Genomic DNA, 13,121 nt, shown 5'->3' with positions numbered 1-13,121 from the left:
TGAGTCTAAAACGAATGCTTAACGATACCTCCAAGCCCAAAAAAGCATAATTGTTGAAAATGAACAAAATAACCACTCAAAAAATAATTCAAGTTTGTGATGAGAAAATTAAAAAGAAAGGAGCGCATGTAGGACTCTCATTTTATGCTTTTTTCGCTAATAAAAATGATAATCCAAAATTACTAATGGAGGTTGCTCAATGGTGGATAATGAAGTATAAACTTGACCATTTTGAGAAAGCTGTGAAAATAAGAAAAATGATAGCCGAAGGAAAATGATATTTTACTCAATTAATCTATATCAATTCTAGCTTCTTATCGCTTCTTTTATTAGTAATGTAACTGTGGAAATTCTTTTAGAGCTTCTGGGTCATTCTAAGTTGACAACTATGTAACAAAGCTATCGGAAGACAACACAGCGGAAAGTATTTTGGTGCTAATTGTTATAAGAATGAATTAGACAAGAGTGACAAGATAATAAATACCCTGTGTAAAAATATGACTGGGCCTATTCTGCTAAAGTATTATATTTACAAATTAACCTGCTAACTTGTTTGTTATTAGAGATATATGGAAAAACATAAAATTCATTTAAGGTATTTAAAGTACCTCTTTTTGATATCAATTATTATGTCGTTTTCTTGTAAAAGAAATTTCGATCGATTATCAAAGGAAGAAAATAAGTATAACCTTACGACAGCGAGTGATTTGAAAGAGGATACTTACAGTCAGCAAATTGAAGATTTTTATGATAGCGGAAAAAAGGGGTTTTTTAATGGCAAAGCTGATGTTCAAATATATTATCGAATATTTGAGCAGAAGAATTCCGACAAAGCAATCTTAATTTCATCAGGCAGAACTGAAGCTGCTATAAAATATAAAGAACTCATTTTTGACCTTTTTAAGAATGGGTATTCAATTTATATACATGACCATCGAGGACAGGGGTTATCGGGTAGAATGACAGAAAACCCTGAGATGGGCTATATTGATAGTTTTCAGTTTTATATTGATGATATGAAACATTTCTACGATCATTATGTAATACCCAAAAGCTATAAAAAAACCTATTTATTAGCTCATTCAATGGGAGGTGCAATAGGAATGACATATTTAGAACAATATCCTAATGATTTTAGTGCTGCGGCATTCTCCTCACCTATGTTAGGGTTAAATCCACCAATTTGTAGTGTTGTCAAAGTAATGGACGGCGATGAACCTAAATATGCAATAGGCGAATCGGAATATAAAGATGATAAAACTACTTTTAAGGGGAATACATTAACAGGCTCTGAATTGAGGTATGATAGAATGATTGATGCTTATGCAAAAGTTCCTAAAGCTAGACTCGGTGGTGCAACTTACCGGTGGCTTCATAAATCTTGTTTGCAATTTGACTATATATTTAGCAATATTGATAGAATAAATACGCCTTTTATCCTTTTTTCGGCAGAAAATGAGAAAATTGTATATCCATTTGCCCACCAGAAATTTATAGACGCTTCTAAAGCTTTAGGAAAAATTTGTATGGCTTATGAGGTTGAAAATGCACAACATGAGCTTCTAATTGAAAAAGACGATGAACGAATAGAAACCATCAATGAAGCCTTAAATTTTTATTCTAAATACTAATACCACATTATCAATATTATAAAACGCTAGGGATAACGCCACTATGTAAAGTAGCTTCTCCGAGTCTAGTCCAGACCGAAACAATAAGTATTAAGCCTGCCTGCCGCAGGCAGGTTTTAAGGACTAAGGACTAAGGATTAAGTGCTAAGGACTAGGGACTAAGTACTAGAAAAAATTATTTTTACTTAACACTTAACACTTAACACTTAACACTTAACACTTAACACTTAACACTTAACACTTAACACTTAACACTTAACACTTAACACTTAACACTTAACACTTCATTAAATATATTCATTGCATTTTGCCAGAACCGATCTTCAATCTTTCTAGCTCTTTATTTTCTTTGCGTTTTTTTGCTTTTTAATTGGAGGATGGTCTTTGTCAACGGCATTGATTGATGCTTTGGGATTCATTAAAATGATACGCCCATCTTCACTGACATCACTATAAGAAATGATATAATTCTTCACGTCTTCAACACTTAAATCAGGGTTTATGGCCCATATTTTTCCAGCTAAATTTGCCACATTGGGCGATGACATTGATGTGCCCGACATTTTTAATCTTTCACCTCCCGGTACATAGCTCTCTACGTCAAAACCATTTGCATGGACATCTACATTTTCTCCAAAACTAGAAAAACTTGTTTCTTCACCGGTTTGATCTACAGCTCCAACAGTAAGGATATTAGGCAGGTCAAAGGAAGAGGGAATCGCCTCATAAAACTCACTATCTTCATCAGAATTTCCCGAAGAAGTAATAAATAAAATAGCATCAGCATCCGCAATAGCATCATAAAATGCTACTTTCCCAATATCAAAAATTTCGCGGGCCATTTCTTTTCGTTCCTCACTATCTTTTCCGACACCATTTTTCTCTAATGCCGTTTCAATTCCTTGTGGAGAACCACCAAAACTCATATTGACTACACGTACTCCTGTAGATTTAAAATAATTGACTGTTTCAATGACTTCCTTAGCGTTTTTTTTAGCTTTTTCTATTGTGGGTAATTCAGGCATTAATTTATATCCAAAAGTGATTCTGGCTACTTGTAAAACTGCTGCGGGATTATCATGAACGGCAATTCCGGCAACGTGGGTTCCGTGTGCATAGTTTCCAAAGAAATTGAGATTTTCAATAAAAGGTTTGACTTCATCAGGCTTTAATTCTGACATTACTTTTTTAAAACGATCAGCCTCTTCACTATCAATATTCGTTTGTAAATCTTTTAACCCTTTGTACAGTTGCAAAGTTTGTGGCACGTCAACTTTTTGCTCGTCAGACAGATCTATCAAATTACCAGCTATTTTATTTGAATGCAAATCATAGGCAATCCCATTAATATCATCAATAAACCCATTGCCATCATTATCCACATTGTCAACTTTTTCCTGACTATTTACATACATGTTATCAGGGTATAAAGCATTGTCAACCCCACTGTCCCATATTGCAATTGTTACCGGACTCAAATTGGAACGATTTGATAAATCTACATTTCGCTCTTTCCAAATATCCTTTTTCTCAACATGATTGGCATCTAAATATGCTTTGTACACATGAACGACATTGTTTTTATAAGGCAAAATATATCTCGTGAGAAACTTGTAATTGATCAGGGCATTAGCAAAATCACCACTCAATTCGCCGCCTTTCGAAGCGGGGTCAATATTTTCTACAATTAACCCTTCGATTAGATTTTCAGAAAAGATCTCCATTGATGTTTTGCTGGATTTTATGTTATCTCCTACTACCGCATAGTCAAGTGGATCAACTAACTTCTGTAATTCAACCTGATAGGCAGTACTAAACTCGTCAGTCGCTGTCGCCTTATTGTTGGCAAGCGTATTTAAATAGGTGAAGGAGAGTAAGCCTGAAGTTTCTTTTTGGGCTGGTTTTTCCTGTAAAGATTTGATCATTTTAGTCTTTGCCATTCCTTCGTCAAATCTTTGCTCAAAAAAGTCTATAGATTGAAGTGTTGACAGTATGCTTTTCTTTAAAGTAGCATCTTCTATAACATATTTCTCTTTAAGAGAAAGGTAGTTTTTTTCTACTTCCAGGTACAGCTTTCGAAATTGATCGTCATCATTATAAACAACAGAAGCCAGGCTATCTATTTGATAGGTGAATCGTGGAACATCATCAATAGATTTGATGGTGTCGCGTTGTGAATAAACCGAAAGAACAGTGCAAAAAAATGCAATAATAAGACATGAGAATTTTTTCATAGGGAAGGGGGGTTAGTTGGGTTAAATAGGGCTTAGTTGAGTTAAATAATTTTTTATGTTTAAAGATATGAATAATTCCCATTACAATTATAGGGAATTATCGATATATGCCTTATAGTAGCATTTCTGATATCATATCAGATTATAAGCAAAATGTTGTGGTCCAGGTCAGACTACTCAGATTAAAACTAAACATGTTTTATAAATTAAAATAAATTTACCCTTACAAGGGTATCCTAATTTTTGGTGAATATATTTATATTGCTGTTTAATTTAAAAATGCTATGAAAACAATATTACTATTAGTTTTTCTTTTAATAGGAGTTAACAGTCAAGGTCAAAATATATTAATTAGTAAGAGTATTGGTGATCGATATGGACCAAATGAACCATCGATAATGATGAATCCCAGCAATCCTGATATTTTAGTTGCTGGAAGTATTCTTAACAATTATCATTACAGCGCTGACGGTGGCAGGACCTGGAGGATTGGGGAATTAACTTCGTCTTTTGGAGTTTGGGGAGATCCAGTTATAGACGTTGACAGCAAAGGAAATTTTTATTATTTTCATCTTTCTAATTTACCTGAAGGCAATGGTTGGATAGATAGAATTGTTTGTCAAAAATCGACAGATAATGGTATATCATGGTCAAATGGATCATTTACAGGGCTAAATGGATCAAAGAACCAGGACAAGCAGTGGAGCGTAATTGACAGGTCAAATGATAATATTTATGTGACATGGACTCAGTTTGATGACTATGGTAGTGAAGATCCTACTTGTGCCAGCGTCATCTTATTCTCAAAATCTTTAGATGGAGGAGAATCATGGTCAAGTCCAATGCAAATCAATAAATTTGTTGGGGATTGTATGGATGGCGATGATGCTGTGGGAGGAGCAGTTCCTGCTGTTGGCCTCAATGGTGAAATCTACGTAACTTGGGCTGGTCCAAAGGGTTTAGTGTTCAATCGTTCTTTGGATAAAGGCGAATCATGGCTTCAAGAAGAAATATTAATTGACACAATGCCAGGGGGCTGGGATCAAAATATTTCTGGAATTTCCAGAGCCAATGGATTTCCTATAACTAAATGTGACCTTAGTGGTGGTCCGAATCATGGTACCATTTATGTGAATTGGTCAGACCAAAGAAATGGAGAGCATAATACAGATATTTGGTTCTCAAAATCAACAGACGGTGGTAATACCTGGTCTTCCAGGTCGAAAGTCAATAAAGATAATTCCAACAGGCAACAATTTTTCACATGGATGGATATCGATCAAACGAATGGGAACCTCCATTTTGTTTTTTACGATCGTAGAAATTACAGTGGTGATCAGACTGATGTTTATTTGGCTTTTTCCAATAATGGAGGAAGATCCTTTAAAAATAAAAGAATTAGTGAAAGCCCATTCCTTCCGAATAAAGATATTTTTTTCGGGGATTACACAAATATAACAGTGCATAATAATATAATAAGACCAATATGGACGAGACTTCATGATGGAGAATTAAGTATTTGGACTGATGTAACTTCTTTCAACGGGACTCCATCAACTTATAAAAATTCTAATTCGAAGAAAATTGAAACTGTGAAACTCTATCCAAATCCAATGGTAGATAAAAAAAGTTATATTTCATTTAAACTACGAGAGTCATCCATTGTTAATCTCGAGGTATTTGACAGTCGGGGTAATATGGTTCAAAACATACTTGATCTTGTTGAAATGGGATCCGGTAAATATAGTATACCAATAGAATTAAGTGAATTGAATTTACGCGCTGGAAGATATTATTGCAAACTTTCTATTAATGGTGAATCGAAGACTTTGAAAACTATAATAATTGAATAATTAATTATCAATTTTATGTTTTAAATTACCTTATGTTCGAGTCCCATCCAGACCCCAATTTTACAACTAACAAGAATTGTTCAATTAGTATGAAAAGGAAACTTCAAGTTTTAGGTGTTTAAAAAAATGGTTAACTTGTTGTTCTTCAAACTAAACCAAACTAATATGAAAAATTTATTTTTATCTGCAATTCTTTTGCTGTCATTAAGCGCAGTATCACAAGAGATCAACATTAAGAAGTCGCTTTCGGATTTTGACAAATACATGGAGAGTGCTTTGACTGACTGGAACGCTCCTGGAGTAGGTGTTGCCGTTATTCATGGGGGTGAACTCGTCTATGTTAAGGGATATGGTTTTCGCGATTATGGTAAAAAACTTCCTGTCACAAAAAATACTTTGTTTCAAATTGCGTCTAACACCAAGCTATTTACAACAGTGGCGGCCGGCATGTTGGTAGAAGAGGGTGTGTTTACCTGGGATCAGCCTTTTAAAGAATCGGTACCTGAGATAGAGTTTTATAATGATCTATTGAATACCCAAGTAACCCTCAGAGACATGCTAAGCCATAAAACAGGCGTTTCTAGACATGATATGATTTGGTTCCAATCAGATTTTAATCGCAAGGAATTGTTCGACCGCATGAAGTTTCTTGAACCTTCAAAGCCAATTAGACAAGATTTTATATATAACAATTTGATGTACACCTCTGTTGGATATGCCATTGAGCTCAGAACAGGTAAAACGTGGGAAGCGTATATTCGAGAAAAGCTATTTAGCCCTTTAGAAATGAACAATACGGTTTTTTCAATTGAGGAGATGCAGAAGTCAGATGACCATGGTGTTCCTTACAGTGAAAAAAGAGACACGACGCTGCTTTATCAAATTCCTCTTAAGGAGGATGGAGCTGGAGTCGGCCCGGCAGGATCTATAATTACCAACCTTGAAGAACTGTCTCATTGGGTAATAGCAATCATGAATGATGGAAAATACAAAGACAAACAGGTTTTTTCAAAGACTATTATCGACGAAACAATGAAGCCAGGAATTGGTTTTAAAAATCAATCGCTCGAAGATAAAGGATATGATGAAGTATTGAACTCAGTTTATGGAATGGGAAGAGGGATAGAAATCTACAAAGGCCATGTTTTAACAAACCACGGTGGTGCTATGCCCGGATTTCATTCTCAGGTCATTATTATGCCTTATGACGATATAGGAATCATTACTTTTTCAATTGGAGACCATGCTGCGTCGTTAGGAAATACTATTGTTGGTTACAACCTAGTAGATAGACTATTGGGTTTAGAACAGACTGACTGGAACGGACGTTTGCTTAAAGATTATAAAGCGAGAAAAGTGCTTGGCAAGCAGGCAAGAGGTCAGGAAGGATTTGATCGTGTTGCCGATACCAAACCTACTCATGCAATAGAAGATTATGTTGGCACCTTCGCGAATGAGGCCTATGGAGAATTCAAGGTCGACTTCAAGCGAGATTCACTGTTCTTTAATTTTAGAAGAACCGAATTATCTCTTACACATTATCATTATAATAGATTTGATACTCCCAATGATGAGGATTTTGGAAAGTGGACCATTAACTTCAACATAAGTCCTCAAGGAGATATTGACAATGCTATAGTATCTATTGATGAGGGGCAGGTAGTTTTCGTTAAGAAACCCGATGGGACCTTATCGGAAGAAGCTACTTTGGAACAATATGTAGGACGGTATGACTATGGTGGGAGTATGTTCGATGTTAAATTGAAACAAGGTCAACTGGCAATTATTTGGTCGGTTGATGAGTATTTAATTCCATACAAGAAACATCTTTTCAAAATGAAGAACTATGATGATCAGCAAATAGAATTTAACGTTGAACAAGGAAAGGTTACAGGGCTAAAAATAAAAGCTCCAGCTGGAATATATGAATGTAAGAAAATGGAGTAATCTATTTTTACGGTTTCTTTTCAGAGAAGTTTTTAATTAAAATTTAAAAGGTGGGTTAGAGTCCCGTCCAGCCGCAACAACAAGTAATAAGTGTTAAGTATTAAGGACTAAGGACTAAGGACTAAGGATTAAGTGCTAAGGACTAAGTACTAGAAAAAATTATTTTTACTTAACACTTAACACTTAACACTTAACACTTAACACTTAACACTTAACACTTAGCACTTCATAAGCAAACACTGAGGTTTTTTGTTTTAAATTTTCCAAATAGATCTGTGCAAGCCTTTTTTCTTTCCTCATTCCAAGTATTAATCTGCAGCGCAATCAATATCCCAATCACTATTAAGGCGATAGCTTAACTTCTCGAAAAACTGGTCAAATCCAGTCCAAAAGATGGAGTTTATCGACTAATTATTTTTAAAGTAGGTATTCATTGTATCATTGTTTTCTAATTTAAAATCCAGAACAATGAAAAAAATAATTACCCTTTGTTGGTCAATCGCCTTTTTCCAATTTGCCATTGGTCAAAATATGGTCAAGGAAGCAGATAGTTTAAAAGACCAGGGGCTTCTTATGCCCGCTTTGATCAAATATGCCACAACATTTGCACAAAACGGATCAGAAGAAGTGTCTTATAAGATCGCATCAACTGCTGCCCTTTTATGGACTTCACAAATGAGGGATACAGCGTTTTATTTTTTGAACTATGCTGTTCAAAAAGATTCAACATTAAAGGCACTTTATGAGCCACAATTTTTAAGTCTGGTTAATGATCCCAGATGGGAAAAAATTGAAGAGATGCAGATTAGAAAATATGAAACTAAAAATGCGCCTATAAAAAATGAACCCTTTGCAAGGGAACTCTTCAGAATGGTGATAAAAGATCAGGGCTTCATGTATGCGGGAAATATTGAAAGAAGAAAGTATATGCAGAACGGAGGATATTTCGGCACACCGGCAATCTTCCCCATTCTTGCTATGGAGGAAATAAATATGAAGGAAAATCAAAGAAGATTATTTGAATTGCTGGACAAATATGGATGGCCTACAGCATCTGAAGTTACTGAATATGCGGCTGCCGGAGCAGCACTTGTCATAAACCACAGTAGCTATGAGATAAGGTCTAAGTATTTTCCGATGCTGGAGGAGGCATTTAAAAAGGGTGAGGCCCAGCCCCTAAGATATGCCAAGATGAGTGATCGATTATTAGTAGAGGAGGGGAAGGAACAATTGTACGGTACCCAGATTAAATTTAATAACGGGGTACGCGAGCCAGAACTTATAAAGGATCCTCAATATGTTGACAAGCGCAGGGCTGAAATTGGTTTGGGTCAACTTGCTCCTTATTTAAAAGATAGATTTGATATTGATTGGCAGGTTGTTCAAAAAAAATAATGGGCATGACCTAATTTTTTTGCAAAAGCATAGTACTAGCTCATAAATATTTAAATTGTAGCTAATGAAAAACTTCAGTATAAGCTGAAGTTTTTTTGTTTTATAGACTTTCCTATTTGATTTAGTGTGTAGACTTCATAATTGATCCTATTTGATTTGCCTCTAATTAATTAGGGCTTGACAGTACTATTCTTTTGGTCTATATCCATGGATTATGCTTAAAAAGCCTTCTCTGTATTTACTGCTTATGGGTATCTCCTTTTCATCAATGATGATACAATGTTTTTTGATTGTTTCTATATGTTTTAATGCCACAATATAAGAACGATGTATTCTGACAAATTGCTCCTTAGGAATGATGTCTATTACTTCTGATAGTTTATAACGTGCGAGGATGGAGCGTTTAGTGGTATGAAATGTGACATAATTACCATCACTTTCTATCCATTTTATATTTTGAATGGATACTTGATGAAATTCTGATCCACTTTTAATAAAAATGGTTTGTTCAGGACTATCATTAACGGTTTTAGAAATCGTTGTGATTACTTCATTATTTTTATTTAAAACCTGTTTCACTTTAATGACAGCTTGAAGTAATCTGTCAAAGTTAATAGGTTTTAAAAGGTAATCGACTGCTTTGAGTTCATAACTTTCTAAGGCATACTCTGAATATGCAGTAGTAAATACAATCAGCGGAGGGTTTTGCAAAAACTTAGGAAAGCTAATTCCTGATAATTCAGGCATATTTATATCCAAAAAAATGAGATCAACTTTATGTTTTTGTAAATAATCAAGTGCTTCTAAAGGATCTCTAAAAGATGCCTTTAACTCCATAGATGGTATTTTCTTCAAATGAAATTCCAGAACTTCAATTGCAGCAGGTTCATCATCAATGATTAGATAGGTTACCATAAAATTTAATCAAGTTTTAAGTTTAATATAGATATAAAAAAGCCATTCTCTTCTTTTGTTTCTATAGTATGTTTATCAGGGTAAAGAATAGCGAGTCTCTTTTTTAAATTATCAAGTCCGAAACCAGAAGAAGCATCTTTAATGCCATTAGTCCTTTTATGTATTGTATTGGTTACTTTAAAATATAGTTTGCTTTCCAGATTCTCTATTGAAATATTTATTACAGATTTTGTATTAGGATTAACACCATATTTAATCGCATTTTCAACAAAAGGGATAAGTAACATCGGGCTTATTTTAACTGTTTTAGTATCGCCTTTGGTAACTAAATTTATAAATACATCATCATTTTCGGATATTCTTAATTGATATACTTCAATGAAGTTTTTTAAATGATGAATTTCTTTTTCTAAAGCTACCTTGTCATCATTTGTTTCATAAACCATATAACGCATTAACTCAGCCAATTTAGCTATTCCATCAGCCAATTCTGGAGCATTACTCGTCAAAGATTTTGCATATAAACTGTTTAAAACATTAAACAAAAAGTGAGGATTAATTTTAGACTTTAAAAAAGCCATTTCTGTAGATAATTTTTCTTCAAGTAATACTCTTTTTAGCTTTTCATTTTGTATCCAATATTTAATTAATGCATAAGATAACGCAACGAGTAAAATAATGAATCCAACAAATAAATTATAGGAAAAATAAACAGAAAAAGACTCACTCTCAGTCGAGAAAAAATTCACCAGATAATTATAGTCTATAAAACTCTCAAATAAAGTAATACTAGAAAGCCCTATTGCCAATAGACCTATTAAAGTCTTTGTTTTTTTTAAGCGTAAAAACTTTGGGACAAGGTAAAAGGCAGTTGTATAGAAAATAACTTGATTCATAAGCATTCCAAATAATAAGGCAAACCAATAGGGCCCGGTGTCTTTCCTAAAATCGCCTATGGTTGAGGTATACTTTAAAATCAAAAAGTACCCAATCCCCCATATCAGAATATGAATTATAGGCTCCCAATATTTTTTCATATGCATTGCTTTCTTTATCAAAATAAGGAAATTAAAATGATTTAAAGTGAACCAAGGTATAAATGGCACTATTCAAGTGACCAATTTGTGAAATCGTGTGAAGTTTAAGCTTCTTCACTTAAATTAAACAAACGACCACATTAAAACACTTAATTATCACATTCTTTTTGCGGTACTGATTTTACACTTTAATCTTGCTTAGAATTCATCGTTAAAATATAAACAAATGAAAAAAATAATAACAGTAATATGTGCTTTAATCATTGGATTGAACGGATATGGACAATCAGTTTCTAACAAAGAAATTAAGAAAAATATAGATGATTTATTTCAAAGCTATTCAAGTTATAACCGTTTTATTGGTAACGTATTAATTAGTCAAAACGATAGCATTATTTATCAAAGAAGCTTTGGTTATGCCAACCTTGAAGAAGGTAAAAAAAATACTAGTAATTCTATCTTTAGCATCGCATCGCTTACAAAATCATTAACTGCTGTAGCGATCATGAAATTAGTTGAAGATGGGAAATTGACATTAGAAACACCTATTTCAAACTATTTTCCAGATTTTATGCCTGATTATTCAAAAGGCATACAAATCCAACATTTGTTAAATAACAGTTCTGGTATGGAGGCCAATATTGGGAGAATAGACGACAATGGAAATGGACTTATGCCAGAAAAAACGCTAATATCTCTTGATGAACTTTTAGCGAAATTTAAAGATTCTAAATTAAAATTTGAACCTGGAACTTCTTATGATTACAATAATTTTGGATACCTTCTTTTAGCAAACATTATTGAAAAGGCAAGCGGACAGCCTTATGCCAACTATATGGAACAAGCTGTTTTTAAGCCAGCTAATATGAAAAACACGACTTCTGCTTCGTTTACAGATATAGACCAGAGAACCTTTCCGTATTTAGGTTTAGGAATGAATGAATTAAAAAAGCTAGACGCTCCTTTGCATACTTCCTGGTTAATGGGTGCGGCTGAAATAAATTCAACAACTGTTGATTTATATAATTTTTTACAGGCTTTAGATAAAGGAATAATATTAAAACCTGCAACAGTAAATAGGCTATATAGTCTTACTCAAGACATAGGAGTTAATGAAATGAAATCTGGCTTGGGTTGGGTAATAGGCCAAAAAGAAGGTGAAGAGTGGATTTATAATAATGGTTTACTTCCTGGTTATGCTTCTATGATGGGTTCAATGCCTTCAAAAAACATTAAAGTAATCATCCTGTCCAACGCAACTTCTATAAACCCTTTAGTTGATGAATTTCAAGGTGAAATATCTTTTGTGCAAGGAGAAATTACAGATAAAATCATTTCATTGTTGCTAGGTAAAAACGTTGATATTTTACCTTTAGCAAACAAGGAGAGTGAAGACCTTATGTACGTGAACAATACGTATCAGTTTGATAGTAATCATTCAATTAGGCTTAAGAAAGAAGGGAATGATTATGTGTTAGAAGCTGTAGGTAAAGAGCCTTGGTCTCTTTTTTCTTATACATTCTCAAGAGATGCAAAAGAAAATAATCCTGCTAGCGAAACGGCTGTGTTTTTTGCCAATGCTATGAGTAAACAAAATTTTGAAGGCCTTTCCTTTTACGGGAATAATGATATGAAAGCTTTTCTTGGCTCAGATGAAGGTATAGCTCAGTTGAAAGGAATGTGGAGCAATTTCTTGCAACAGGCTGGTGAATTTCATTCCTTCAATATTTATAAAATTGAAGGTGAAGAAGTTAAAAACGTTAGTATAAGATTTCATTTTGATACTTTTGATATTGGGATTGTTTTAAGTATTGACAGTTCACATAAAATACAAGGTATGTTTATGGATGATGCATTAAAAACGAGCCATATTTCAAAAGTAACTTTAGTTCAAATTGGAGAAAATAAATTTTTCATCAATGGGCATCAAAATGGAGGAATGCAAGATTTAAAAGTGAATATATCTGAGACAGAACTAGTTTTGATAGATGGATCCAAAAGTTTTAATGGAATTCAAAGTGGAGAATAAAACATGTTGAATAAGAAACTAATGGAACAACGGGTATAAGCAATAGCTTGAATTCATAACACAAGGAATATTAAATTGCT

Annotated in this window: 10 protein-coding genes; 6 read left to right on the top strand and 4 right to left on the bottom strand. The window is 33.8% G+C overall.

The features are described 5' to 3' along the window. Nucleotides 1–59 precede the first annotated feature (59 nt). Both QWY87_RS10145 and QWY87_RS10140 read left to right on the top strand, forming a co-directional pair. A complete protein-coding gene (locus QWY87_RS10145) occupies nucleotides 60–278 on the top strand; it encodes a DUF6500 family protein (RefSeq protein ID WP_290290816.1) in 219 nt (72 codons plus the stop codon). A gap of 291 nt (nucleotides 279–569) precedes the next feature. Next, nucleotides 570–1,631 (top strand): alpha/beta fold hydrolase, encoded by a 1,062-nt coding sequence (locus QWY87_RS10140; RefSeq protein ID WP_290290815.1) that lies wholly within the window; start codon nucleotides 570–572, stop codon nucleotides 1,629–1,631. Nucleotides 1,632–1,963: 332 nt separating this feature from the next. Here QWY87_RS10140 and QWY87_RS10135 read toward each other — a convergent pair whose 3' ends face one another. Then, complete coding sequence (locus QWY87_RS10135; RefSeq protein ID WP_290290813.1) at nucleotides 1,964–3,865, bottom strand: S8 family serine peptidase; 1,902 nt, start codon at nucleotides 3,863–3,865, stop codon at nucleotides 1,964–1,966. A 284-nt stretch (nucleotides 3,866–4,149) separates the two neighbouring features. On the opposite strand from QWY87_RS10135, the gene QWY87_RS10130 reads away from it, so the two are divergent. Then, complete coding sequence (locus QWY87_RS10130) at nucleotides 4,150–5,718, top strand: T9SS type A sorting domain-containing protein (RefSeq protein ID WP_290290811.1); 1,569 nt, start codon at nucleotides 4,150–4,152, stop codon at nucleotides 5,716–5,718. A 165-nt stretch (nucleotides 5,719–5,883) separates the two neighbouring features. Then, on the top strand, nucleotides 5,884–7,665 hold the full coding sequence (locus QWY87_RS10125) for a serine hydrolase (RefSeq protein ID WP_290290810.1): 1,782 nt from the start codon (nucleotides 5,884–5,886) through the stop codon (nucleotides 7,663–7,665). A gap of 226 nt (nucleotides 7,666–7,891) precedes the next feature. Here QWY87_RS10125 and QWY87_RS17855 read toward each other — a convergent pair whose 3' ends face one another. Continuing rightward, nucleotides 7,892–8,008 (bottom strand): hypothetical protein, encoded by a 117-nt coding sequence (locus tag QWY87_RS17855; protein ID WP_353959166.1) that lies wholly within the window; start codon nucleotides 8,006–8,008, stop codon nucleotides 7,892–7,894. Nucleotides 8,009–8,133: 125 nt separating this feature from the next. Here QWY87_RS17855 and QWY87_RS10120 point away from each other — a divergent pair, with 125 nt between their 5' ends. Next, nucleotides 8,134–9,060: a DUF6624 domain-containing protein gene (locus QWY87_RS10120; RefSeq protein ID WP_290290808.1), complete on the top strand. Its 927-nt coding sequence runs from the start codon at nucleotides 8,134–8,136 to the stop codon at nucleotides 9,058–9,060. A 186-nt stretch (nucleotides 9,061–9,246) separates the two neighbouring features. On the opposite strand, the gene QWY87_RS10115 is transcribed toward QWY87_RS10120, so the two are convergent. Continuing rightward, nucleotides 9,247–9,975 (bottom strand): LytR/AlgR family response regulator transcription factor, encoded by a 729-nt coding sequence (locus tag QWY87_RS10115; RefSeq protein ID WP_290290806.1) that lies wholly within the window; start codon nucleotides 9,973–9,975, stop codon nucleotides 9,247–9,249. Nucleotides 9,976–9,980: 5 nt separating this feature from the next. Beyond that, complete coding sequence (locus QWY87_RS10110) at nucleotides 9,981–11,033, bottom strand: sensor histidine kinase (RefSeq protein WP_290290804.1); 1,053 nt, start codon at nucleotides 11,031–11,033, stop codon at nucleotides 9,981–9,983. A 205-nt stretch (nucleotides 11,034–11,238) separates the two neighbouring features. Here QWY87_RS10110 and QWY87_RS10105 point away from each other — a divergent pair, with 205 nt between their 5' ends. Then, a complete protein-coding gene (locus QWY87_RS10105) occupies nucleotides 11,239–13,041 on the top strand; it encodes a serine hydrolase domain-containing protein (protein WP_290290801.1) in 1,803 nt (600 codons plus the stop codon). The last annotated feature ends 80 nt before the right edge of the window (nucleotides 13,042–13,121 follow it).

It is taken from the genome of Lutimonas halocynthiae (genome assembly GCF_030409835.1).
GTDB classification, from domain to species: domain Bacteria; phylum Bacteroidota; class Bacteroidia; order Flavobacteriales; family Flavobacteriaceae; genus Lutimonas; species Lutimonas halocynthiae.
Note: the sequence above shows the minus strand (reverse complement) of the source record. Positions and strands in the feature narration are given on the sequence as shown.